18 protein-coding genes are annotated in these 24,687 nt (G+C 58.1%); 13 read left to right on the top strand and 5 right to left on the bottom strand.

Annotated elements, in window-relative coordinates:
* Window positions 1–53: 53 nt before the first annotated feature.
* The 5 genes from LOY68_RS15835 to LOY68_RS15815 form a co-directional block, all read right to left on the bottom strand.
* Window positions 54–431 (bottom strand): response regulator, encoded by a 378-nt coding sequence (locus tag LOY68_RS15835; protein WP_054046198.1) that lies wholly within the window; start codon window positions 429–431, stop codon window positions 54–56.
* A gap of 77 nt (window positions 432–508) precedes the next feature.
* Window positions 509–1,690, bottom strand: coding sequence for a hybrid sensor histidine kinase/response regulator (locus tag LOY68_RS15830; protein ID WP_054046200.1), 1,182 nt, complete (start codon window positions 1,688–1,690; stop codon window positions 509–511).
* Complete coding sequence (locus tag LOY68_RS15825; protein ID WP_265045674.1) at window positions 1,684–2,277, bottom strand: chemotaxis protein CheB; 594 nt, start codon at window positions 2,275–2,277, stop codon at window positions 1,684–1,686. The genes LOY68_RS15830 and LOY68_RS15825 overlap by 7 nt, the downstream gene beginning before the upstream one ends.
* Window positions 2,274–3,089 (bottom strand): CheR family methyltransferase, encoded by an 816-nt coding sequence (locus tag LOY68_RS15820; protein ID WP_163910052.1) that lies wholly within the window; start codon window positions 3,087–3,089, stop codon window positions 2,274–2,276. The genes LOY68_RS15825 and LOY68_RS15820 overlap by 4 nt, the downstream gene beginning before the upstream one ends.
* Before the next feature lie 27 nt (window positions 3,090–3,116).
* On the bottom strand, window positions 3,117–6,608 hold the full coding sequence (locus LOY68_RS15815; protein WP_265045673.1) for a response regulator: 3,492 nt from the start codon (window positions 6,606–6,608) through the stop codon (window positions 3,117–3,119).
* 264 nt (window positions 6,609–6,872) lie between these two features.
* Here LOY68_RS15815 and LOY68_RS15810 point away from each other — a divergent pair, with 264 nt between their 5' ends.
* From LOY68_RS15810 to LOY68_RS15750, 13 genes are all read left to right on the top strand, one after another.
* The gene (locus LOY68_RS15810; protein WP_163910050.1) at window positions 6,873–7,235 is read left to right on the top strand and encodes a response regulator; all 363 of its coding nucleotides are present in this window, start codon (window positions 6,873–6,875) and stop codon (window positions 7,233–7,235) included.
* A 261-nt stretch (window positions 7,236–7,496) separates the two neighbouring features.
* On the top strand, window positions 7,497–11,336 hold the full coding sequence (locus LOY68_RS15805) for a hypothetical protein (RefSeq protein WP_265045672.1): 3,840 nt from the start codon (window positions 7,497–7,499) through the stop codon (window positions 11,334–11,336).
* Window positions 11,337–11,474: 138 nt separating this feature from the next.
* Window positions 11,475–12,794 (top strand): glycosyltransferase, encoded by a 1,320-nt coding sequence (locus LOY68_RS15800; protein ID WP_265045671.1) that lies wholly within the window; start codon window positions 11,475–11,477, stop codon window positions 12,792–12,794.
* A gap of 152 nt (window positions 12,795–12,946) precedes the next feature.
* A complete protein-coding gene (locus tag LOY68_RS15795) occupies window positions 12,947–13,813 on the top strand; it encodes a phospholipase (protein WP_265045670.1) in 867 nt (288 codons plus the stop codon).
* A gap of 71 nt (window positions 13,814–13,884) precedes the next feature.
* Complete coding sequence (locus tag LOY68_RS15790) at window positions 13,885–14,790, top strand: AraC family transcriptional regulator (protein ID WP_163910046.1); 906 nt, start codon at window positions 13,885–13,887, stop codon at window positions 14,788–14,790.
* Window positions 14,791–15,113: 323 nt separating this feature from the next.
* Window positions 15,114–16,424, top strand: a complete 1,311-nt coding sequence (locus LOY68_RS15785; protein ID WP_054046217.1) for an ABC transporter substrate-binding protein — start codon at window positions 15,114–15,116, stop codon at window positions 16,422–16,424.
* Window positions 16,425–16,575: 151 nt separating this feature from the next.
* Window positions 16,576–17,475 (top strand): carbohydrate ABC transporter permease, encoded by a 900-nt coding sequence (locus LOY68_RS15780; protein ID WP_265045790.1) that lies wholly within the window; start codon window positions 16,576–16,578, stop codon window positions 17,473–17,475.
* 10 nt (window positions 17,476–17,485) lie between these two features.
* Window positions 17,486–18,316 carry a carbohydrate ABC transporter permease gene (locus LOY68_RS15775; protein WP_054046221.1) on the top strand — a complete coding sequence of 277 codons (831 nt, stop codon included), beginning with the start codon at window positions 17,486–17,488 and terminating at the stop codon, window positions 18,314–18,316.
* Between the two features lie 126 nt (window positions 18,317–18,442).
* Window positions 18,443–19,546 carry an ABC transporter ATP-binding protein gene (locus LOY68_RS15770; protein ID WP_054046223.1) on the top strand — a complete coding sequence of 368 codons (1,104 nt, stop codon included), beginning with the start codon at window positions 18,443–18,445 and terminating at the stop codon, window positions 19,544–19,546.
* 12 nt (window positions 19,547–19,558) lie between these two features.
* Window positions 19,559–21,031, top strand: coding sequence for a mannitol dehydrogenase family protein (locus LOY68_RS15765; protein WP_265045669.1), 1,473 nt, complete (start codon window positions 19,559–19,561; stop codon window positions 21,029–21,031).
* Window positions 21,032–21,180: 149 nt separating this feature from the next.
* On the top strand, window positions 21,181–22,677 hold the full coding sequence (xylB, locus tag LOY68_RS15760) for a xylulokinase (protein WP_265045668.1): 1,497 nt from the start codon (window positions 21,181–21,183) through the stop codon (window positions 22,675–22,677).
* A gap of 13 nt (window positions 22,678–22,690) precedes the next feature.
* The gene (locus LOY68_RS15755; protein WP_265045667.1) at window positions 22,691–23,635 is read left to right on the top strand and encodes a carbohydrate kinase family protein; all 945 of its coding nucleotides are present in this window, start codon (window positions 22,691–22,693) and stop codon (window positions 23,633–23,635) included.
* A 217-nt stretch (window positions 23,636–23,852) separates the two neighbouring features.
* Complete coding sequence (locus LOY68_RS15750; protein WP_054046231.1) at window positions 23,853–24,473, top strand: hypothetical protein; 621 nt, start codon at window positions 23,853–23,855, stop codon at window positions 24,471–24,473.
* Window positions 24,474–24,687: the final 214 nt, after the last annotated feature.

The following is a 24,687-nucleotide window of genomic DNA, read 5'->3' as shown; positions in this document are numbered from 1 at the left end:
AAGAAAAGTCAAAAGATCGCAGCCTTCGGCAGCTCCTACGACGGCAAGAGCGTTTAGGACAGCATCTGCTGCATCAATTCCTGCAACACATCCAGATCGAACGGCTTGCCCAGGATCGGCGCCTTGCGGGTGATCGGGCTGTCGGTCTCGCGGATTTCCTGCGGATAACCGCTGATGAAAATCACTTTGAGCTCCGGTCGGAGCTTGACCGCCGGTTCGGCGATCTGCACGCCGGAAATCCCGCCAGGCAGGCGGAAGTCAGTGATCATCATGTCCAGGTGCGGTTTGCTGGCAAGGATCTCGAAGGCTTGCTCGCCGTTTTCGGCCTGCAAGACCCGATAACCCTCGCCCGACAGATAGGCAGACAACACCATCAAAATCGAGGGATCGTCCTCGACAATGAGTACTACATCTTGCGCATCTTCACTCATGGGAAGCCTTTGTTCGGTCAATTGCTGCTGATACGACCGTGAGGTCGTTCAGAGGTTGCGTTTATCTGGCTGCTTTCCTACAACGGCAGACAAACGCGAAATAAGGCGCCTTCGTTGATTTTGCTCTCGACGACGATGGATCCGCCATGGGCGGCAACGATTTGTTCGGAAATAAACAGTCCCAACCCAAGTCCCGCGACCACGGTCTTGGCGGAAACCCGTTCGAACTGTTGAAAAATACGCTTCTGGTTTTCTTCACTGATGCCAATGCCACGGTCCTGAACCTCGACCCGGGCCTGACCCTCGTGACTGTACACCCGCACGTCGATCGGACCTTTGCCGCCATAACGCAAGGCGTTGGTCAGCAGGTTTGAGATCACCTGCTCGATGCGGAACTCGTCCCACGGCCCTTCTACCGGCGCGTCGGCGGTAAACGTCACCGTAGACTCGGCGGCATCGAATTGTGGTGCAAAGTTTTGCAGCAGGTTGGCCACCAGTTTCACCAGGTCGAAACGGCTCGGCCGGATCGACAGCTTGCCGGTACGAATGCGCGACACATCGAGCATGTCTTCGATCAGCCGGATCAGGCTTTTGATCTGGCGTTCATCCCGTTCGACCATGGCGTGCATCTTGTCCAGGGTGAACGCGGAGGCGTTGTCCCGGGCCAGATGCATCTTGCGCAACTGGGTTTCGAGGATCAGGCCGTTGAGTGGTGTACGCACTTCGTGGGCGACGATGGACATGAAGTCATCGCGCATACGCACCGCTTGCTCCAGTTCATTCTGGGTGGCCTGCAATTTCTTCAGCAGCGCCTCCTGTTCGCGGCGGCTCTGCTCCAGCGCTTCGACCTGTTGCTTCATGGCCTTGCTCTGGCGATACAGGTCGACGAACACATTGACCTTGCTCTTGACCGCGTGGATATCCAGCGGCTTGTGCAAGAAGTCCACGGCGCCACTTTCGTAGCCTTTGAACGCGTAGTTCAACTCACGCCCGGCGGCACTGACAAACACGATCGGGATGTTCTTGGTCTTTTCCGTACCACGCATCAATTCGGCCAGTTCGAAGCCGTTCATGCCCGGCATCTGCACGTCGAGAATGGCCATGGCAAATTCGTGTTGCAGCAGCAGCGACAAGGCCTCGTCGGCCGACAGCGCTTTATAGACCATGCGATCTTCACGCTTGATCAGCGCTTCTAGGGCCAGCAGGTTTTCCGGCAGATCGTCGACGATCAGCAGTTTGGCTTGGATGTTACTCAGCATGCTATTCGTTCCAGCTCGACAAGCAGACGGCCGATGCCGCGTATAGGGAGAATGTGGTCAGGTTGATGCAGGTCCAGCGCCGCCTGGGGCATGGTTGAAACCTGGGCTTCGTCCGGGTCTTGCACGACCGTAAATCCGCCACGGTGCTTGACCTGGGCCAGCCCGCTGGCGCCATCACGGTTGGCGCCGGTCAGCAGCACGGCGGCCAGCGCCGACCCGTAGGCGTCGGCAGCAGATTCAAAGAGAAAATCGATGGACGGCCGCGAATAGTGCACGCGCTCTTCCAGGCTCAACGAGAAACTGCGGTCCTGCTCCACCGAGAGGTGATAGCCCGGCGCGGCGAAATACAGGGTTCCGGCCTCGACCAGCGTCTTGTCGACCGCCTCCAGTACCGGCAGCGCCACACGCCGGGCAAACACCTCGGCCAGTTGGCTGCGGCGTTCGTCAGGCAAATGCAGCACCACAATGATCGGCAGCACAAAGCCTTCGCGCAGCGGGCTGAGGATGTTCAGCAGCGCCTCGACTCCACCGGCCGAAGCGCCAATCACGATAGCCTCTACGGTCGGCAAACCGGCTTCGTTGTTCATGATTTACGGTAGATCCGTTCTTGTTTGACCAAAGGCTCGAACTGCTTGCCGAATGCCGAGAAGTCCGGGGTTTCCTTGCTGCCCAACACCAGGAAGCCACGATGGCACAGGGATTCATGAAACAACCCAAATGCACGATCCTGAAGCTTTTTATTGAAGTAAATCATCACATTACGGCACGAAATCAATTGAGTTTCTGAAAAGACACTGTCGGTTGCCAGGCTGTGGTCGGCGAACGTCACGTTTTCGCACAGGGTCTTGTCGAAAATCGCGTAACCGTACGCTGCCGTGTAGTACTCGGCGAACGAGCGCTGGCCACCGGCCTGCTGATAGTTGGAAGTGTAGGCGCGGACGTTCTCCATGGAGAAAATCCCCTGCTTGGCCTTCTCCAGCGAACGCGGATTGATGTCGGTGGCGTAGATGATCGTGCGATCGAGCAAACCTTCTTCACGCAACAGGATCGCCATCGAATAGACCTCTTCGCCGGTGCTGCACCCGGCGATCCAGATCTTGATCGACGGATAGGTCTTGAGCAGCGGCACGACTTCCTGACGGATCGCCAGGAAGTGCGACGGATCACGGAACATCTCGCTGACCGGAATCGTCAGCAATTGCAGCAGTTGCATGAACGCGGTCGGGTCGTGCAGGACCTTTTCCTGCAACGCCGAGATGGTCGCGCATTCGAATTGAGCCAACGCATGTGCGACCCGGCGCTTGATCGACGCGCCAGAGTAGTCACGAAAGTCATAGCTGTATTTGAGGTAGATCGCCTCGATCAGCAGCCGCAATTCGATTTCGGTATTCTTTTCCACTAAAAGCTTTCCACTAAATGCTTTCCTTTAGATGCGTTCCATCTTCGGCAACCACACGCGAATCAGCGAGAACAGGCGATCCAGGTCGATCGGCTTGGCCAGGTAATCGTTGGAACCCGCCGCCAGGCAGCGTTCCTGATCGTCCTTCATGGCCTTGGCCGTTACCGCGATGATGGGCAGTTTGCGCCAGCGCGGATCCTGGCGGATCAAGGTCGTGGCCTCGAAACCGTCCATCTCCGGCATCATCACATCCATCAGCACCAGGTCGATGTCCTCGACTTCATTCAGTTTTTCAATCGCTTCCCGACCGTTACGACCGATCACCACGACTGCGCCTTTTTGTTCCAGTGCACTGGTCAGGGCGAAGATGTTGCGCACATCGTCGTCCACCAGCAGCACCTTGCGGCCCTCGAAGACCTTGTCGCGACTGCGCGCGGTCTTGAGCATCTTCTGCCGCTCATGGGACAACTGGGATTCGACTTTGTGCAGAAAGAGTGTCACCTCATCCAGCAGTCGTTCTGGCGAGCGGGCGCCCTTGATGATGATCGAGCGCGAATACTTGCGCAGCTCGGCTTCTTCATCCCGGGTCAGGTTGCGCCCGGTGTAGACAATCACCGGCGGGAACGAGCAGATGTCTTCGGTGGACATGCGCTTGAGCAGATCGTTGCCGAGCATGTCCGGCAGTTTCAGGTCGATGATCATGCAATCGAAAATCGTCGTGCGCAGCAGGTCCAGGGCTTCCTGGGCGAAACCAACCGCGGTGATCTCGATGTCTTCGTCGCCGATCAGACGGGCAATGCTGTCGCGCTGCAAGTCATCGTCTTCCACCAGCAAGACCTTTTTGACCTTCTGGGTCAGCTTGGCCTCGAGGCGGGCGAACACGTCCTTGAGCTCTTCGCGGGTGGTCGGCTTGACCGCATAACCGATGGCGCCCATGTGCATCGCGGCTTCGACCCGGTCTTCGACCGAGATCACGTGAACCGGAATGTGGCGGGTTTCGGCGTGTTCCTTCAGGCGCTGCAACACCGTCAGCCCGGAATGATCCGGCAGGCGCATGTCCAGCAGAATGGCGTCGGGGATGAATTCCCTGGCCAGGTCATAACCTTCGTCGGCACCGTGGGCCACCAGGCACTGATAACCCAGCTCATGGGCGAGGTCGTAGAGGATGTGGGCGAAATTCACCTCATCTTCCACCACCAGAATGCAGCGCGTGGCGAACGGCGCCTTGGTGCGGTCGTCGTTGAAACTCGGGATGTCGACTTCAGCGATCAACGGCACCGGAGCGGCCACCGGGGCGCTAGGCGCGTAGACCACCGGCGTCGCGCGCATCGGTTCAACCGGCTCATCGCCGGGTTCGACGTACTGCTGCGGCAACACCAGGGTGAACGCGCTGCCCTGCCCCGGCTCGCTGGTGACACTGATCGAACCGCCGAGCAGATTCGCCAGGTCGCGGGAAATCGACAGGCCCAACCCCGTGCCGCCATAACGGCGATTGGTGGTGCCGTCGGCCTGACGGAACGCTTCGAAGATGCTTTCCTGCTGATCAGGGGCAATGCCGATCCCGGAATCGCGCACGATGAAGGCGATCCCGTCGCCCGGCTGACTGGCCACGGTCAGGCTGACGCTGCCTTTTTCGGTGAACTTCACTGCGTTCGACAGCAGGTTCTTGATCACCTGCTCCAGGCGTTGGCGGTCGGTGTAGATCATCATCGGCGAGCCGGGCTGCAACTCGATCTGGAAGTCCAGATTCTTGTCCGTGGCCATCGGCTGGAACATCCCGCGCAAACCGTCCACCAAGCGCGCGACGCTGGTGTTTTCCGGGCGCATGTCCAGTTTGCCGGCCTCGACTTTGGAGATGTCGAGAATGTCGTTGATCAGGTTGAGCAAGTCGTTACCGGCCGAATAGATCGACTCGGCGAACTTGACCTGTTCGGCAGTGAGGTTGTCCTGCGGGTTTTCCGCCAACAGCTTGGCCAGGATCAGCGAACTGTTCAGCGGCGTGCGCAGTTCATGGGACATGTTGGCCAGGAATTCGGACTTGTACTTGCTGGAGCGCTGCAATTCTTCGGCGCGGTCTTCCAGCTGTATCTGCACCTGATTGAGCTCGGTGTTCTTCTGGTCCATGGCATCGCGCTGATCGGCGAGGATCTGCGCCTGTTCGGCCAGTTGCTCGTTGGTCTGCTCCAGCTCCACTTGCTGGGTTTCCAGGTGCGCCTGGGACTCCTTGAGAATTCGCGACTGTTCTTCCAACTCTTCGTTGGCGGTCTTGAGTTCTTCCTGCTGGACCTGGAGTTCTTCGTTGAGCTGCTGGGTTTCGGCCAATACTTCCTGCAAGCGTTGACGGTAGCGAGCAGCTTCGATCGAGGTGCCGATGTTGCCGGCAATCAGCTCGAGCAGCTCGATGTCACGCTCGTCCAATGGGCGCAGGAAACCCAGTTCGATCACGCCATTGACCCGGTCATCGTCGCTGGTCGGCACCACCAGCACACTGTGCGGCAAGCCTTCGCCCAGGCCGGAGCTGACCTTGAAGTAATCGGCGGGTACGTCGTCCAGGCGAATCAGCCGGCCCTGTTTGACCGCTTGGCCGACAATCCCTTCGCCGTCATAGATCGACTGTTCCTGTGCTTCCTGCTCGCGGGACAAGCCGTAAGACGCCACGCGCTTGAGGCCGCCATGTTCTTCGCGCACATAAATGGCCGCCACGGCGGTGCCCAGGTATTGCGCGCAGAATTGCAGGATGTTGCGTCCCAGCAAGTTAAGGGTCAGTTGCCCCAGCACTTGCTCAGCCAATTCGGTCTGGCCACTGCGCAGCCAGCCTTGTTTCTCCAGGCGCGCGGCGCTGGCCTGCTGGGCCGCCATGTTGGCGCTGTAGTTCTGGGAGAGATTCAGCAAATCGCGACGGCCAATGTAGGCCAGTAAGCCACTGATACCTGCCACGAACAGCAGGTACAGGGTGATGCTCCAGATCGTGGTGCGGCGCACTTCTTCGTTGCGCGTGGTGCGCAACTGTTGCTCCATATCGATCACATCCTGGAACTGGGCACGGATTTCATCGGTCAGGCGCTTGCCACGCCCGGCCTTGACCGCGCCGCGATAGTCGCCGCTGGATTTCTGCAAATCGATCATCGATTGCGCGTAGGTGGCCCATTCGGTTTGCAGGGCCTGAAGCCGGCGTAAACGGTCGGTCTGCACCGGGTTGTCGGCGGTCAGTTCGAGCAAGGTATTGAGGGCGACCGCGATTCTCGGCCTGGCCGTTTCATACGGGTCCAGGAAGTGCTCGTCGCCGCTGAGCAGGAAACCGCGCATCCCGGTTTCCAGATCGACTGTCAGCTTCACCGCTTCATTGGCGTTATTGATCACCCGGTCGGTGTGCTCCACCCACTGGATGACCGACAACAGGTACGTGATCAGCGCTACAAAGAAAACCGCGCTGATTGCACCTACGCCAAGCGGCAAGCTGACGTTGCGGCTCAGGAGTTTACGGAAGCGTTGCTCGTCAACCGAAGACGCAGAGGTCATGGGGAAGGCCTTGTCGAACTGTTGAAAACCAAGGAGTTTGCCCCAAAACCGCCCCATTGATCTAATTTTCTGACTGCTTTGTTAGCAAATTCCAGCAATTAACTGCTCTTGATCAATGCCGCGCGTTATCCTTGCCTATTGTTGTACAGCGATTGTTTTTTGTATCGGGTCGGGAACTTGTCGGGGTCTTGCATTTACTCAAGCAAGAGACCGGCGATTTCGATCGACCGCCGACCCGTAAATCCACCATTGAGAGCCCCTACTATGTCCTCCAACGCGTCCATCATTCTTGTCGTCGAAGACGATGCCATCGTGCGCATGCTGATCGTCGATGTGCTGGAGGAACTTGAATTCAAGGTTCTCGAAGCAGATGGCAGCGAGCAAGCCCTGGAGTTTCTCAATGACGAAGATCAGTACATTGACCTGATGATGACCGACGTCGGCCTGCCGGTGATGGATGGTCGTGAACTGGCGACCCAGGCGCGGATGCTGCGCCCCGAACTGCCGATCCTGTTTGCCAGCGGCTACGCCGAAAGCATCGACGTGCCGGCGGGCATGCAGGTGATTGGCAAACCGTTCTCGATTGACCAGTTGCGCGATAAAGTAAAACAAATGCTCAACCCGTAATACGCGCTTGAAGGCCTCTCCAGTAATATCACAGGAGGGGCTTTTATCATCAAAGACTATTAAACCCGCAACAACCAACCCTCGCTGATCAGCCCCCTCGAAACACATACTCACAGACACACACTTGCGACACTGTCGACATTAAAAGACCATAATCCTGCCAAAGAACATCAGCCTCTGTGCGCACTTAGACAAATGAGCGCCCCTCATCAGCCTTAATTCAAATTCCTGCCCTTATCAATCAAATGAAAGGATTCATTGATGCCACAAGTCACCTGTCACACGGTAAAAAAACTACAGCAAACAACCATTGACGCCGACCACATCGCCATTGAACTCAATCGACAATCGGCTGACCACGTGGATAAAGCCGCCGTCATCGAGGCTATTCAAACCTATTCAAAGTTTGGAATGAATTACCTCAAGGCTTACATCTCCTGCCATCCAGAATCCAGTTTCAGCCTGGCCTACGAACCCGCACAGAGCATGCTCGCCGAGACCATGCAGACCCGCGCGTTTATTGAGTTGCGACACCGCTATGACGTGGACTCCCGCCATGTCTTTGCCGTTTATGACGATGGTCTTTTATGCGCTTTGATTCCAAACTGGCACCCCGACGAAGGCAACTCTGAACTGGAGATCGATCTAAACCTCGACGCCGAAGAATTTTCCGACTTCAAGAATGATATGTATGCTATTGCCGGGCTCGCTGCTATGACAGGTGGCGCGGTTTATTCCAATAATTACGTTAAAGTCGAACAATGGCTTAAATTCCATGACTACTATGTTCCCAGCAACGAAGCTGAGACACTCAACTTATTCAAGTTCTTGTCCATGGCGCCCATTGAAAGTCCACCACTCGGAAACTATTGGGAATTACTCTCGCCCCCTGGGCCGCAGCCTTTCTCCCTGACGGATGCAAACAAGGCCAATATTCGCGAGGTAACCCTTGATCTGGTTAATGGCCCCAATAGATTGCTCCAAACATTAAGCCGAGGCTTGTTGCACTCGAAATCTGCTGACTACATTCGCAACAACGCCGATGCCCTGTTGCAAAAGATGGTGTCGAGCGAAGCAGCCCGGCAATGGTCCCAGGAATATCTTGATGCACTGGGTTGGTATGGCGCACATGAAGGTGAATCTGTCGATGTAGTGCACCTGGACCAGTTGTTGCTCACTGCCCTGCTGCTTGATCAAACAACCTTGATCGACACCCACCTCGCTGAAAAACACATCGCGGGCTATAACCTGTACTCGCCGGATAACGTAGAAAAGTCGCTCCAGAGGGTACGGATCGAGCTTGAGTACCACCTTGTTGCAACGCATCAGTACCCCGACACGCTTGCCCCCTTGATCGCTCACCTGCTATTGGCGGGCAATGCTCCCGAGTTTCTGGTCAAGGATGCGCCGTCTTCGCTGTTGCTGGGTACAGAGCAATGGGTCGACTTCCGGCAAGGCGTGTGTCTGGCAGAACTGAACGCCGCCGGTTCCAGCCGCGTGATGACCTTTCCACAACTCCAGATTCTCGGGCAGATTCAACCAGTCACGCCATCGCAGGAATCGATACACGGATTGATTGCCAGAGAAATCATCATGGACTGGGCCCTGTTGCACGGCGCGATTGATCAGAAAGACCTGGGGGCCCCGGAGAAAACCGCATTCGCAACGGCCCTGAAGGCATTCAGAAGAAACGCTGATCTGCTGGCAGAAGCGGCACAGACACTGGCGAGCCCCATGCCCACTCGCCGTGAAGCGGCTCTCAAAATGCTGCAACACGCCGCTCCCGCCCCTGATTTCCTGCAAAAGGAAGTGCTCTACCTCAAGAAGGGCCGCGGTGAGGACTTTTTCAACGAACCGTTGGCCATGTCCATGCTCGACCTGCATATGTCCAATGACCTTGGCACCCAAGAGTGGGATGTCAGGAAACCGCAGATCAGTGTTTACCAGCGATTCCCGAAACTGCTCTCCAATCTGGCTTCGCCACACGGCGTCTTTGATATCGAATTCAAGCGGGCACATAAACAGCATGAAAACGCAGTGGCCACCACGTTAAAACTGGCCATGGCCGCGCTGCCTCAGCACGACCGAAACAATTTTCAGCGCGGCAAGATCAACGTTTTCACTATTCGCCCTTCGGTTGTGAAGCAAGACAAACGACCGAACTTGCCTGTCCATCCAATCCTGGCCATGCTCCATCCGGACTTTTCAATTCTCCCGAGGCACCCGGACCCGGTAGAGAACCAACGCGACAAGGATGCCGCTACCGGACGATACGGGGTGTTGCTTGGCGTCGAAGTAGATAACCAGTTCTATTGCTACGAACTGTTCACCCTGTACGGGGAATGTCGCAAGAACCAGGAACTGGCAAAGCTGATCATCGACAACAATCTGCTGAACATGCCTTCACGGCTGGCATTCACCGGCAACCTCACCACTTACACTGCGCCGACGACTCTATATGAGTTGCCGCTGAACGTTGAAAGCTATACCCATGGCGTTCAACCGGAGAGCGGCAAGCACAGTAAAGGCGTCATAGAAAGACTGGGGTCGATAGCGGCACCTTCGGTGACGGAGCACTATGCCAGCAGTTATCAAAGTTTCTATTCCCCGCATATTCAGACAATCGCCGATTTTGTGGTGAAACACCGCCCCTTCGTGACCGGGCAAGAGCTGCATGCCGACGCGTGGGGCCAAACTAAATGGGAAGAAGCCATTCAGAAGTCCGACGACAGGCTGGCAACGCTCGTCAACATCATTGTCCCGTTCAAAGCCTGCATCGCGGACCTTTCCTCTGACGACGCTGATCGCAAGCTGGATGCCACCAGCAGTTGCTCGCTGGAAGTCGTAGGGTCGCTGTTCATGGTGGTTGGTGCCGCTGCCAAACTGGCCAGCATCGCGGCCAAATCTGCCTCCACCGCGGCAAAAGCCGCGAACCTGGCACGCGCCGCGTCCGCCTTGGTGATTTCGGCGGTGAACCCGCTGGATGGCGTCCCGGAACTGATCACAGGTGGTTTCAAACTGCTGGGCAAAGGCGCCTGGCGCTTGAGCAAGGCCGGCCAGGAATTGCTTGATTCAGGCACAGATCAACTGCGCAGGCTAATCAACAATCCAACCCGGGAGTTGATTGAAGCAACACGGCACATGGACATGTCGCGCGGCACCTGGAAGGCCATGGGTCAGTCGGGCGAGACCTCCGCATTGTGGGCCGTGCGCAACGTTGACGACTGGTACGCGCTGAACCTGCGGACCGGCAAGCCGTGGGGACCTCGGCTCACCGCGTTGCAACGCTCAAAAATGGCGCTGTCGCGGGTGTGGCTCAAGTTAATGCCGGACAGCTTTGCTTTCTCGTATGTCCGCAAAAGCCTTCCTATTGCACAACAAAAAATCGACACGGCGCTGGCCCAGCTTTTAACGCAAAGCGATCACGTGGAAATCAGGTCGCTACTCAAGTCTATCTTCGGCGACGACTCCACCGTCGCGGCCACTCTTGTCAGCGATGTTCTGACCAAGATGCGAAAAGACATGAGTCATGTCTCAATCAAAAACATCCACTTTGAAAAAATCCCGAACGAAGGCGCTTTAGCCGAGATGTACATCGACCGCTTTGCCAAATGGAAAGCCGGCAACTATCAGTCAGATGCTTTCAACAGCAAATTTATGACCATCTACACCGCCGAAATGAGTGATTACTTTCAAACGACGAAGTTTGATCGGGGCAGAATTGCCGATGGCATCGTGCATGAAATGTCGCACGGCTCGCAGCATACCGCGGACTTGATGTATGCAGGCCTGCGAACCGCAGGCGAGGTTGATGTAAACCCGTTGATGAACCTCGCTGCACATCCCTGGAACTCAGGCATCCCTCAAGCCGAGCTGGACCATTTCATGAAGATCAAGGCAAGCCTGCCGGGCGTGGTTTCCAGGCATCCTGCTTTGCTGAACGCTGATTCTTATGCCGTGGCGGTGTCTTTGTTGAATCAACGCTCAACCAATCCACCACTGTTTATCAAAAACCTGCTCGCCATGGAGCTAATGCGTGCCGGGGCCGGTACTGGACTCTTCAAAGGCTCCGTCATTGTGGATCTTTCTACGCTGGCTTAGATGCAACCGCGTTGACGGACGCCTTTGAGATGACCGTCCGGGCCGGAGGGGATCGAGCGAAAGACCGCCACGCCCGGTTGCTGTGGTTTAATTGCGGCCTTTTCGCCTGCCCCTCACTTGTCGCCAAGGAACACGTTCATGAGTCAGCCCCGCGCAACCAAAGTCCTGGTCATTGGTTACGTCTGGCCCGAACCCCGCTCTTCGGCGGCCAGTGGGCATGTGATGCAGATTCTCGAGACGTTTTTGCAGGAAGGCTGGGACATCACGTTCAGCAGCCCGGCGGGTGTCGGCGAGCACAAGGCCGACCTCGCCGCGCTGGGTATTCGTGAATGCGCTATCGAGCTGAATAACAGCAGTTTCGATGCTTTTATCAGCGAGTTGGCCCCGGATATCGTGCTGTTCGACCAGTTCATGATGGAAGAACAGTTCGGCTGGCGCGTGGAGAAATACTGCCCCGACGCGTTGCGCGTGCTTGAAACGTCCGACCTGCAAAGCCTGCGCCACGCCAGACACCAGCGGCTCAAGGACCGTTTGAAGGCCAGCAGCGACGAAAACGACTTCAGCGATCTGTTTGCTCCGGCATTGCGCGAGGAGTTCGAGTTGATGGCTGGCACGGACCTGGCCAAACGCGAGATTGCCGCGCTGTATCGCTGCGACCTGAGCCTGATGATTTCAGCGGTGGAAATCGAGTTGCTGGTCGACCAGTTCAATTTGCCACGGGACTTGCTGCACTGGTGCCCGTTAATGCCCGACATGCCAACAACTGCCCACACAGCGTTTGAGGATCGTGCGCACTTTCTCAGCATCGGCAACTTCCGCCACGCGCCGAACTGGGACGCGGTGCTCTGGATGAAAACCTCGGTCTGGCCGTTGATCCGTCAACAGTTGCCCGGTGCGCAACTGCATATTTATGGCGCCTACACCCCGCCCAAGGCCACGGCTCTGCACAATCCGGCACAGGGATTCCACATCATGAACTGGGCGGAGGATGCGTTGCAGGTGATGTCAGCCGCGCGAATCTGCCTGGCGCCGCTGCGGTTTGGCGCGGGGATCAAGGGCAAAATCGTCGACGCCATGCTCTGCGGCACACCCACGGTGACTACGCCGATTGGCGCTGAAGGCATGAGCGATGGGCTGCCGTGGCCGGGTGTTATTGCTGAATCGGCCGAAGCGCTTGCCACTGCTGCTGTTGCGCTGTATCGGGACAAGGCGTTATGGACCGAGGCTCAGCAGAATGGCGACCAGTTGCTCGCGGCCCAATACAGCCAGTCAGAGCACGGACCGGCCCTGACCGAGCGTTTGCAAACCTGTCGTCGCGAGCTGGCCGAACGGCGTCGCGACAACTTCACTGGGGCCATGCTTCGCCATCATGCGCATAAAAGTACGCAATATATGGCGCAGTGGATCGAGGCGAAAAATCGCCACAGCGAGTCATCCGCTTCTGATTCTCGCGGGTGATTTTTGACGTGAGATAGCTGGCTTAACGCTATGTTTATGTGGATGTTTCCGCACATTGATTAATCCATAGCCGTCTTCTAGGCTTTGGTCACGAATCAATCAAACCTCGCTCCCACGGATGGGGAGCCGAGCCACAGGCAGGAGCCTTGAACATGCCCAACAGCCCCACGTCCAATGTCGACAAGCAACGTTGGATGAGTAAAGTCCCCGACATTGACCGCTTGAAACTCACCGACCTTATCTGGCCCGGCACGCACAACTCGGGCATGGACAAGAAAGCCCGAAACTACGAGGTCGTCCTGGGCAACTGGACCACCTGCCAGAACGATTCGTTTGCCTGGCAACTGGCCAACGGGGCCCGCGCCTTCGATCTACGCCTGGGTTACCGCGCGGGCTCCCCCCTGGGCACGTTCTATTTTCATCACAACGGCTATCAATCCTTGCGGGTGCTCGGTGAACTGATCGACGCGGTGAATGACTTCCTGGATCGCAACCCGGATGAATTCATCATTCTCGACTTTCATCAGTTGCGCGACGGTAACCGGTACTTCGATTTTGCGCAGTTCAATGATTTGCTCACGCAAAGCCTCGGGGCGCGAGCCATCTCCCCCGAAGACGAAGACAAGACCCTCGGCGAACTCAAAGCCGCCAGCAGTAAAAAACGCGTGATTATCGCTGCCAGTGGCTCCGTGGAGCTGGACATTGACGTGTTCTGGATACGGGTTCCCCATCACTGGAGTGGCACGCGACTGACTGACATCAGCGAATTGCGCTCGCACATCGTCCGGACCCTGGAAGCGCCGCGCCGCGACGATTACTTCTGGTCACTGACCGCCACCAGCTACTCGTTTCTCGGTGGGCCGGTGGACATCAAGCAGCACATCAATGAATGGTTTCATTCATCGCTGGACTGGGTGACCCGCTGCAGCATCATCAGCACCGACTTTTTCGATGAGTCCGAGATCGTCGGTTATTGCTGGGTTGCCAACAGCATGAAGGCAGCGCCCAGGGTGTCTTGAGTCGAGATGCTGGCGCTTTCGGCCGTGAAAGAGGCATCATCAAGTCGCAAAAACAATAACAGTGCGGTGCCATGAGCCGATCAGCCAGAATTACCGATCCTTCCTACGAGTTGATGGACGATCACAACGGGTTGTCCATCATCTATCGCCAGCATGGTTTTCCCTGCCCGCTGGTGCGCTGGCATTTCCACAAGGAATACGAACTGCACCTGATCGTAGCCAGTTCCGGCAAGGTGTTCATCGGCGACTATATCGGCAACTTCTACCCGGAAAGCCTGTTCCTGACCGGCCCCAATCTGCCGCACAACTGGATCAGCCAGGTGGCCGAGGATGAAGTGGTGCCCAAGCGCGACATGCTGGTGAACTTCACCGACGAGTTGTTCGATAGCGGCCATCTTGTGTTTGCCGAACTAAAGACCCTGACACCGCTACTGGAACGTGCGAAGTACGGCATCGAGTTTCGCTGCAAGCGCACGATCCGCCAGGCCATGACCCTGATGCAGCGTATTGCCGACACCAAAGGTGTGACCCGGCTCGGGCATTTCTTCATTTTGCTTGAGTTGCTCGCGGCGTCCGACGATTTCCAGTTGCTGTCCGGTGCGACGACGGGGCAACTGGCGGATGAGCACAACGTTGACCGCACTAACCGGGCGGTGGACTACATTTTTGCTCACTACGCCCGCGAGCTGCCGCTGGAGGAAGTCGCCGAGCATCTGGGCATGAAGCCGACGTATTTCAGCCGGGTGTTCAAACAGGCCACCGGGCGCTGCTTTATCGAATTCGTCAATCGCCTGCGGATCAGCAAATCCTGCGAACTGCTGGCCGATGGCGACAAACCGGTAACCGATGTGTGTTTCGAGTCGGGCTTCAACAATATTTCCAACTTCAACCGGCGCTTTCAGCAGCTCAAGGGCATGACGCCGTCGCATTACCGGCGGCTGGCGGTGCAGCGGTTGACCGAGCAAAACCTCGGTTAGGCGTAAAAAAGATCAAAAGATCGCAGCCTTCGGCAGCTCCTACAGAGAAACGCGATCCCAGTAGGAGCTGCCGAAGGCTGCGATCTTTTGATTTTGGCCCTTCAAAACCAATACGGAATCCATACCGGCCAATCGCCAGATAACCGTCCCATACGCCTTCCCCTCCAAACACCAGTGCAAAAAAGTATCGATTCGAGTGTTACGGATGATTTGTCACGTCCTCAATTGAAGGCTGTAATCAGTGCACATTCTTCCTGCCGTCGGAAGACACAAAAACAATAACCGTCCTTCTGTCCCTCCCGGGCTCAGAAAAGGAGTGCACGATGCAACCTTCTGTAAAAGCTCTGCTTGCCCTCACCTGCATGACCCTCAGCAGCGTCAGCCTCGGCGCTCAGACCCTGACCATCGCCACCGTCAACAACAGCGACATGATCCGCATGCAAAAGCTCTCGAAAACGTTCGAGACCGAGCATCCGGACATCAAGCTCAATTGGGTGGTGCTCGAAGAAAACGTCCTGCGCCAACGCCTGACCACCGACATTGCCACCCAGGGCGGACAATTCGATGTGCTGACCATCGGCATGTACGAAGCTGCACTCTGGGGCGGTAAAGGCTGGCTGGAACCGATGAAGGACTTGCCGGCCAGTTACGCCCTCGACGACGTGTTCCCGTCGGTGCGTGAAGGTCTGTCGGTCAAGGGGTCGCTGTACGCCCTGCCGTTCTATGCGGAAAGCTCGATCACCTATTACCGCACCGACCTGTTCAAGGACGCCGGGCTGACCATGCCAGAGCATCCGACCTGGACCCAGATCAGCGAATTCGCCAGCAAACTCACCAACAAAGATAAAGAGCAGTACGGCATCTGCCTGCGCGGCAAGGCCGGTTGGGGCGAGAACATGGCGCTGATCACCACCGTCGCCAACTCCTTCGGCGCACGCTGGTTCGATGAGAAGTGGCAACCGGAATTCAACGGTCCAGAGTGGAAAAACGCCCTGAACTTCTACGTCAAGACCATGAAGGATTCAGGCCCACCGGGCGCCTCCAGCAACGGTTTCAACGAAAACCTGGCGCTGTTCAACAGCGGCAAGTGCGCGATCTGGGTCGATGCCAGCGTCGCCGGTTCGTTTGTGACCGACAAGACTCAAAGCAAGGTCAGCGAGCACGTCGGCTTCACTTACGCACCGCACGAAACCACCGACAAGGGCTCGGCCTGGTTGTACTCCTGGGCACTCGCAATTCCGACCAGCTCCAAAGCGAAGGACGCAGCAAAAACCTTCAGCGCCTGGGCCACTTCCAAGGAATACGGCGCACTGGTTGCCGAGAAAGACGGCATCGCCAACGTACCGCCTGGTACCCGGGCTTCGACCTACAGCGACGCGTACATGAAAGCCGCGCCGTTTGCCAAAGTGACCCTCGAGTCGCTGAAAGCTGCTGACCCGAGCAAGCCGAGCATCAAGCCTGTGCCTTACATCGGCATCCAGCTGGTGACCATTCCTGAATTCCAGGGCATCGGCACCCAGGTCGGCAAGTCGTTCTCGGCAGCGCTGATCGGCCAGACCACGGTCGATCAGGCCCTGGCCGCCGCCCAGCAAACCACCGAACGTGAGATGAAACGCGCCGGTTATCCCAAGTAACCCGCGCCCTCTGTAGGAGCGAGGCTTGCCCGCGAAAGCGGTGTGTCAGACAAGCCGCCTTCGCGGGCAAGCCTCGCTCCTACAGTTGATCTTCACCTGCCTGTTCCCAATCGGTTCTTTCGCCATGAATATTTCAACTGCCAAAGCTCAAATGGACATTCCCCAACCGGTGCGTAAAAGCCGGTTGTCCAACCCCGGCTGGTTTCTGGTCAGTCCTTCGGTAGCGATGTTGCTGCTCTGGATGATCGTGCCGCTGGGCATGACCCTGTACTTCTCGGTGATTCGCTACAACCTGCTCAACCCCGGCGAGAACGAGTTCGTGGGGCTGGAGAACTTCACCTATTTCCTGACCGACTCGGGCTTCCTGCCCGGCGCCACCAACACCTTGTTACTGGTGGGCAGCGTGTTGCTGATCAGCGTGGTGTGCGGCGTTTTGATCAGTGCGTTGCTGGAGGCCAGTGAGTTTCTCGGTCGCGGCATCGTGCGGGTGATGCTGATCTCGCCGTTCTTCATCATGCCCACCGTCGGTGCGCTGATCTGGAAGAACCTGATTTTCCATCCGGTGTCGGGGATTCTTGCTTACGTCTGGAAACTGTTCGGCGCGCAGCCGGTGGACTGGCTGGCCCATTACCCGCTGCTGTCGATCATCATCATTGTGTCCTGGCAATGGCTGCCTTTCGCGATCCTGATCCTGATGACCGCCATGCAGTCCCTCGACCAAGAACAGAAAGAAGCCGCACGCCTCGACGGTGCAGGCCCGGTCGCGATCTTCTGGCACCTGACCCTGCCGCACCTGGCACGGCCGATTGCAGTGGTAGTGATGATCGAAACGATTTTCCTGCTATCAGTGTTCGCCGAAATCTTCACCACCACCAACGGTGGCCCCGGCTACGCGTCGACCAACCTCGCCTACCTGATCTACAACCAGGCACTGGTGCAGTTCGACGTCGGCATGGCGTCCGCCGGTGGCTTGATCGCGGTGGTGATTGCCAACGTCGCGGCCATCGTGCTGGTGCGCATGATCGGCAAAAACCTGACAGACAAAGCCTGAGGCCCGCGCCATGACTCTTCAACAATCCCGCCGTCTGCAAAGCCTGCTGCTCGGCACCCTGGCCTGGGCCATCGCGATCCTGATCTTTTTCCCGATCTTCTGGATGGTGCTGACCAGTTTCAAAACCGAAATCGACGCGTTCGCCACGCCGCCGCAGTTCATCTTCACGCCGACGCTGGAGAACTACCTGCACATCAACGAGCGCAGCGACTACTTCAGCTTCGCCTGGAACTCGGTGGTGATTTCGTTCAGCGCTACCGCACTGTGCTTGCTGATCGCGGTGCCGGCGGCCTACTCGATGGCGTTCTACGAAACCAAGCGCACCAAAGGCACGCTGCTGTGGATGCTCTCCACCAAGATGCTGCCGCCGGTGGGCGTGCTGATGCCGATTTACCTGCTGGCCAAGAGTTTCGGCCTGCTCGATACCCGTATCGCGCTGATCGTCATCTACACGCTGATCAACCTGCCGATCGTGGTCTGGATGATTTACACCTACTTCAAGGACATCCCGAAAGACATCCTCGAAGCCGCGCGCCTCGACGGGGCAACCCTGTGGCAGGAAATGGTCCGGGTGCTGCTGCCAATCGCCAAGGGTGGCCTGGCGTCTACGGTGCTGCTGTCGCTGATCCTGTGCTGGAACGAAGCGTTCTGGTCCCTGAACCTGACCTCGTCCAAAGCCGCGCCGCTGACCGCATTGATCGCCTCGTACTCAAGCCCCGAAGGTCTGTTCTGGGCCAAGTTGTCGGCCGTATCGACCCTGGCGTGTGCGCCGATCCTGATCTTCGGCTGGATCAGCCAGAAACAACTGGTTCGCGGCCTGTCGTTTGGCGCTGTGAAATGAATTGCTCCCTGTAGGAGCACGGCTTGCCGGCGAAGGCGTCCGTCAAATCGCCTTCGCCGGCAAGCCTGGCTCCTACAAAAAGCGCGCCCGGCTCAACTGAATAAAAACATTTGGAGGCCCATCACCATGGCCAACCTGAAAATCAAGAATCTGCAAAAAGGCTTCGAAGGCTTTTCCATCATCAAGGGCATCGACCTGGAAGTGAACGACAAGGAATTCGTGGTCTTCGTCGGCCCGTCGGGCTGCGGCAAGTCCACCCTGCTGCGCCTGATCGCCGGCCTGGAAGAAGTCAGCGGCGGCACCATCGAACTCGATGGCCGCGACATCACCGAAGTCAGCCCGGCCAAGCGCGACCTGGCGATGGTGTTCCAGACCTACGCCCTGTACCCGCACATGACCGTGAAAAAGAACATGTCGTTCGCCCTCGACCTGGCCGGCGTACCGAAAGCCGAAGTCGAAAAGAAAGTCGGTGAAGCGGCGCGCATCCTCGAACTCGGGCCGATGCTGGAGCGTAAACCGAAGCAACTGTCTGGCGGCCAGCGTCAGCGCGTGGCCATCGGCCGGGCGATTGTGCGTAACCCGAAAATCTTCCTGTTCGACGAACCGCTGTCCAACCTCGACGCCGCCCTGCGGGTGCAAATGCGTCTGGAGCTGTTGCGTCTGCACAAAGAACTCAAAGCCACGATGATCTACGTGACCCACGATCAGGTCGAAGCCATGACCATGGCCGACAAAGTCGTGGTCCTGAACGGCGGCAAAGTTGAACAAGTGGGTTCTCCGCTGGACCTGTATCACCAGCCGGCCAACCTGTTTGTCGCCGGGTTCCTCGGCACGCCAAAAATGGGCTTCCTCAAAGGCAAGGTTACCCGCGTCGAAAGCCAGAGCGTAGAAGTGCAACTGGACGCCGGCACCCGCATCACCCTGCCATTGAGCGGTGCCAACCTGAGCGTCGGCGGCCCGGTGACCCTGGGGATTCGCCCGGAACACCTGAACCTCGCGCAACCCGGCGACTGCACCTTGCAGGTCACCGCCGACGTCAGCGAACGCCTGGGCAGCGACACCTTCTGCCACGTCGTGACCTCGTCCGGCGAAGCGCTGACCATGCGGGTTCGTGGCGATCTGGCCAGCCGTTATGGCGAGTCGCTGAGCCTGCACCTGGACGCCGAACACTGCCATTTATTCGATGCCGACGGCGTGGCGCTAACCCGCCCGCTGCGCGCCGCTGCCTGACGAGACTATGCGATGAAACTCAATAAACAGAACCTCAATCGCCTCGCGCCTGAGGTGGTGCTGCCCGCCTACGCCCTGAGCGATACGCGCCAAGGCATCGCCCACATCGGCGTCGGTGGTTTCCATCGGGCGCATCAGGCGTATTACACCGATGCGTTGATGAACACAGGCGAAGGCCTGGACTGGGCAATTTGCGGAGTCGGCCTGCGCGCCGAAGACCGCCGCGCACGGGACGATTTGAAGGAACAGGATTACCTGTTCACCCTGTTTGAATTGGGCGACAACGACGACGCCGAAGTGCGGGTGATCGGCTCGATTCGCGACATGTTGCTGGCCGAAGACGGCGCCGATGCGCTGATCGACAAGCTCGCCAGCCCCGAAATCCGCATCGTTTCGCTGACCATCACCGAGGGCGGCTACTGCATCGACGACAGCAACGGCGAGTTCATGGCTCACCTGCCGTTGATCCAGCACGACCTCGCGCACCCGGCAGCACCGAAAACCGTGTTCGGCTTTCTCTGCGCCGCGCTGGCCAAACGTCGCGCCGCCGGCACGCCAGCGTTCACCTTGATGTCCTGCGATAACCTGCCGCACAACGGCGCGGTGACTCGCAAAGCCTTGCTGGCCTTCGCCGCCCTGCGCGATGCTGATCTGCGGGACTGGATCGACCAGAACGTGAGTTTCCCTAACGCCATGGTCGACCGCATCACGCCGATGACCAGCACCGAACACAAGCTGCAATTGCACGACAAACACGCGGTCGACGATGCCTGGCCGGTGGTCTGTGAACCGTTTGTGCAATGGGTACTGGAAGACAAGTTCGTCAACGGTCGCCCAGCCTGGGAAAAGGTTGGCGTGCAGTTCACCAACGACGTCACGCCTTACGAAGAGATGAAGATCAAGTTGCTCAACGGCAGCCACTTGGCCCTGACATACCTGGGGTTTTTGAAGGGCTACCGTTTCGTCCACGAAACCATGAACGATCCGCTGTTCGTGCAGTACATGCGTGCTTACATGGACCTCGATGTCACGCCGCAACTGGCGTCGGTACCGGGCATTGACTTGACCGACTACAAGAACACCCTGGTGGCGCGGTTTTCCAACCAGGCGATTGCCGATCAACTGGAACGGGTGTGTTCGGACGGTTCGTCGAAGTTTCCGAAATTCACCGTGCCAACGATCAACCGCTTGATTGCCGATGGTCAGGAGACCAAGCGCGCGGCGTTGGTGGTGGCGGCCTGGGCCTTGTATTTGAAGGGCGTGGACGAGAATGGCGTGACCTACGCGATTCCCGATCCGCGGGCGACGTTCTGTCAGGCGCTGGTGGCGGATGATGCGTTGATCACCCAGCGGTTGCTGGAGGTTGAAGAGATTTTCGGCACCGCGATCCCGCGCTCGGCAGAGTTTGTTGCGGCGTTTGAATGGTGCTGCAACAGCTTGCGGGAAGTGGGGGTTACGCGGACATTGGAGCGGGTGTTGGCGTAAGTGCTGCGGTGAAATGACCGCCGTCTTCGCGGGCAAGCCTCGCTCCTACAGGTATGTCGCCGGCCTCCCGATCGACACCAAACCTGTAGGAGCGAGGCTTGCCCGCGAACAGCTTCACCCAGAACGACCTGACACACCAAGGATCAACCATGGCAAACCAACAACTATTCCTCGGCATCGATTGCGGCACCCAAGGCACCAAAGCCATCATCCTCGATGCCGTCAGCGGTCAGGTGCTGGGCCAGGGTGCCGCTGCTCACACCCTGATCAGCGGCGCCAACGGTCGGCGTGAGCAAGACACCAGCCAATGGCTGGACGCCTTCACCCTGGCCACCCGCCGCGCCCTGCTCGCGGCCAACGTCAACGGCCAGGACATCCTCGGCGTCGGCGTCTCCGGCCAGCAACACGGCTTGGTGCTGCTCGACGACCAAGGCCAGGTCCTGCGCCCGGCCAAGCTCTGGTGCGACACCGAATCCACCCCGGAAAACGATCGCCTGCTGGCCCATCTGGGCGGCGAACAAGGCTCGCTGGAACGCCTCGGCGTCGTCATCGCGCCGGGTTATACCGTGTCCAAACTGCTCTGGACCAAAGAACAACACCCGCAGATTTTCGCCCGCATCGCACGCATCCTGCTGCCCCACGACTTCCTCAACTATTGGCTGACCGGCCGCAGTTGCAGCGAATACGGTGATGCGTCGGGCACCGGTTATTTCAACGTGCGCACGCGCCAGTGGGACTTGCAACTGCTGCGCGACATCGACTCCACCGGACGCCTGCAAGCATCGCTGCCCGAGTTGATCGATGCGCACGAAGCGGTCGGCACGATCCTGCCGAGCATCGCTGAACACCTGGGCATCAACCCGCAAGCGCTGGTCTCCAGTGGCGGTGGCGACAACATGATGGGCGCCATCGGCACCGGCAATATCCAGCCCGGCGCGATCACCATGAGCCTCGGCTCCTCGGGCACGGTTTACGCCTACTCCGAACAGCCGAAAGTCAGTCCGGACGCCTCGGTCGCCACGTTCTGCTCCTCCAGCGGCGGCTGGCTGCCGTTGATCTGCACCATGAACCTGACCAACGCCACTGGCGTGATTCGCGAACTGTTCGAGCTAGACATCGAACAATTCAACAACCTGGTCGCCCATGCACCGATTGGTGCGGACGGCGTGTGCATGCTGCCGTTCCTCAACGGCGAACGCGTCCCTGCCCTGCCCCACGCCACCGGCAGCCTGCACGGCCTGACCATGACCAACATGACCCAGGCCAACCTGTGCCGCGCCGCCGTCGAGGGCACGACCTTCGGATTGCGTTACGGACTGGACCTGCTGCGCCAGAATGGCTTACAAAGCCGCAGCATTTGCTTGATCGGAGGCGGCTCGAAAAGTCCGGTGTGGCGCCAGATCGTCGCCGATATCATGAACACCCCGGTGATCTGCACCGAACAAAGTGAAGCCGCGGCCCTGGGCGCGGCGATTCAAGCGGCATGGTGCAAATCCTGGTCTAACGGCCACGAAAGCACCCTGGCGGATTTGTGCGAGCGTTGCGTGAAGCTCGATCTGGCCAGCGAAACCTTGCCGATCGCCGAGAATGTCGCGGCGGCGCAACAGGCCTACGAACGCAATCAACAACACGTCGCAACCCTTTAAAGAGCGAACAATTATGTATCTGGTGTGTGGCGAAGCGCTGTTCGATTTCTTCAGCGAAGACGATGCCAGCGGTCTGGCTTCAAAAGTGAATTTCAAGGCAATTGCCGGTGGCTCGCCGTTCAACGTGGCCGTGGGTCTGCGCCGTTTGGGCGTGGACGCGGCGCTGTTTGCCGGGTTGTCCACCGACTACCTCGGTCGTCGCTTGCAGCAAGTACTTCAGGACGAAGGTGTACGCCCGGATTACCTCGTCGACTTCGCCGCGCCAACCACGCTGGCGATGGTCGCGGTCGGGGCCAATGGCTCGCCGCACTACAGCTTCCGTGGCGAAGGCTGCGCGGATCGGCAGTTACGCCTTGAGCATTTGCCGGAACTGGGCCCTGAGGTGCGCGGTTTGCACATCGGTTCTTTTTCGCTGGTGGTGCAACCGATTGCCGACACGCTGCTGGCGTTGGTGGGCCGGGAAAGCGGCAAACGCCTGATCAGCCTTGATCCGAATGTGCGCCTTAATCCAGAGCCAAACATCGACTTGTGGCGTTCGCGGATTGCTGAACTGGTGGAATTGGCCGACCTGATCAAAGTCAGCGATGAGGACTTGAGCCTGCTGTACCCCGAACAGGATCCACAGCGGGTGATCGAAGGCTGGCTGCAGCATCGTTGCCAGTTGGTATTCCTGACCCGTGGCGGCGAAGGCGCGACGGTGTTCAGTCGGGCCCATGGCTCGTGGTCGGTGCCGGCGTGTTCGGTGAAGATTGCCGATACGGTTGGCGCCGGCGACACCTTTCAGGCCGCGCTGATTACCTGGTTGACCGAGCATCAGCTGGATTCGGTGGACGGTGTGCAAAGCCTGAGTCGTGAGCAGATCGACGCCATGCTCAAGTTCGCCGTACAAGCCGCAGCACTGACATGCAGCAAGACGGGGCCGGATTTGCCGTATCGCAAGCAGTTGGATTTGCGTTGAATGTGAGGGCCTCTTCGCGGGCAAGCCCGCTCCCACAATGGATTGTTGCCGAACACCAAACCTGTGTTCGCTGAAGATCCACTGTGGGAGCGGGCTTGCTCGCGAAGGCAATCTATCTCATACCGCCAACTCCAAAGCCATCACCCACAATCCCCCCGCCATGGCTTTGAGTCGGTAAACTGTCGCCCTTTTAAGCGCATGACAGGAAGACAGGCTTTTGAACCCAAGGCAAACGGCTGGACTGTTACTACTCACCACGCTGCTGGCCGGTTGCAGCACCTCGCCCCCACGCTCTCCCAATGATCTCTGCGAAATCTTCCGGGAAAAGAGCGACTGGTACGACGCCGCGCAAGTCACGCAAAAGCGCTGGGGCGTACCGATCCAAGTGCCGTTCGCGATCATGTATCAAGAGTCCGGCTACCGTTACGACGCCAAGACACCGCGCAAATACCTGCTCTGGATAATCCCGTGGGGCCGGGTGTCGACGGCGTCCGGCTACGCCCAGGCCAAGGATGAAGTCTGGTCCGACTATCAGAAAAGCACCGGCAGACACGGCGCCGACCGCGAGGACTTCGATGACGCCATCGACTTTGTCGGCTGGTACATGGACAAGACTGCCACCATCAATGGTGTTTACAAATATGACGCCTACGGCCAGTACCTGAATTACCACGAGGGTTGGGGTGGCTATCGTCAGAAAACCTATGCCAGCAAAGGCTGGTTAGTGGCGACGGCGGGCAAGGTGCAGGGGCGTTCTGATATGTATGCGCAGCAATATGCCGGGTGCAAAAACGATTTGGGTCGGGGATTCTGGAGCCGGTTCTGGCATTGGTTGTAAGGCAGCACTGCGAAGGCGTCGCCCTTCTAGCAGGTGACATTAGTCTGAAAATGACCGTTAGTTCTTCGGTGCAGCCTTGGTCCCGGGCAACCCGGAACCTGACGATATGCTGGTAAGCCCCCGCATTCACTGGCCGAAACCCCGCCCTTAGGGGTTTTCCCCAGGCAATAGGCAGTCAGCAGCTAAGGCATTTGCGCCTTGAACGTGCCCGGTT

The organism is Pseudomonas sp. B21-053 (assembly GCF_026016365.1).
GTDB classification, from domain to species: Bacteria; Pseudomonadota; Gammaproteobacteria; order Pseudomonadales; family Pseudomonadaceae; genus Aquipseudomonas; species Aquipseudomonas nunensis.
The sequence above is the reverse complement of the archived record's forward strand: the minus strand, read 5'-3'. Positions and strand labels throughout refer to the sequence as shown.

Excerpts from the sequence above, each read along its gene's own strand:
- LOY68_RS15805 (WP_265045672.1), top strand. The coding sequence starts at position 7,497 with ATGCCACAAGTCACCTGTCACACGGTAAAAAAACTACAGCAAACAACC.
- LOY68_RS15800 (WP_265045671.1), top strand. The coding sequence starts at position 11,475 with ATGAGTCAGCCCCGCGCAACCAAAGTCCTGGTCATTGGTTACGTCTGG.
- LOY68_RS15775 (WP_054046221.1), top strand. The coding sequence starts at position 17,486 with ATGACTCTTCAACAATCCCGCCGTCTGCAAAGCCTGCTGCTCGGCACC.
- LOY68_RS15765 (WP_265045669.1), top strand. The coding sequence starts at position 19,559 with ATGAAACTCAATAAACAGAACCTCAATCGCCTCGCGCCTGAGGTGGTG.
- LOY68_RS15755 (WP_265045667.1), top strand. The coding sequence starts at position 22,691 with ATGTATCTGGTGTGTGGCGAAGCGCTGTTCGATTTCTTCAGCGAAGAC.
- LOY68_RS15795 (WP_265045670.1), top strand. The coding sequence starts at position 12,947 with ATGCCCAACAGCCCCACGTCCAATGTCGACAAGCAACGTTGGATGAGT.
- LOY68_RS15830 (WP_054046200.1), bottom strand. The coding sequence starts at position 1,690 with ATGCTGAGTAACATCCAAGCCAAACTGCTGATCGTCGACGATCTGCCG.
- LOY68_RS15835 (WP_054046198.1), bottom strand. The coding sequence starts at position 431 with ATGAGTGAAGATGCGCAAGATGTAGTACTCATTGTCGAGGACGATCCC.
- xylB (WP_265045668.1), top strand. The coding sequence starts at position 21,181 with ATGGCAAACCAACAACTATTCCTCGGCATCGATTGCGGCACCCAAGGC.
- LOY68_RS15815 (WP_265045673.1), bottom strand. The coding sequence starts at position 6,608 with ATGACCTCTGCGTCTTCGGTTGACGAGCAACGCTTCCGTAAACTCCTG.
- LOY68_RS15790 (WP_163910046.1), top strand. The coding sequence starts at position 13,885 with ATGAGCCGATCAGCCAGAATTACCGATCCTTCCTACGAGTTGATGGAC.
- LOY68_RS15785 (WP_054046217.1), top strand. The coding sequence starts at position 15,114 with ATGCAACCTTCTGTAAAAGCTCTGCTTGCCCTCACCTGCATGACCCTC.
- LOY68_RS15810 (WP_163910050.1), top strand. The coding sequence starts at position 6,873 with ATGTCCTCCAACGCGTCCATCATTCTTGTCGTCGAAGACGATGCCATC.
- LOY68_RS15770 (WP_054046223.1), top strand. The coding sequence starts at position 18,443 with ATGGCCAACCTGAAAATCAAGAATCTGCAAAAAGGCTTCGAAGGCTTT.
- LOY68_RS15780 (WP_265045790.1), top strand. The coding sequence starts at position 16,576 with ATGGACATTCCCCAACCGGTGCGTAAAAGCCGGTTGTCCAACCCCGGC.
- LOY68_RS15825 (WP_265045674.1), bottom strand. The coding sequence starts at position 2,277 with ATGAACAACGAAGCCGGTTTGCCGACCGTAGAGGCTATCGTGATTGGC.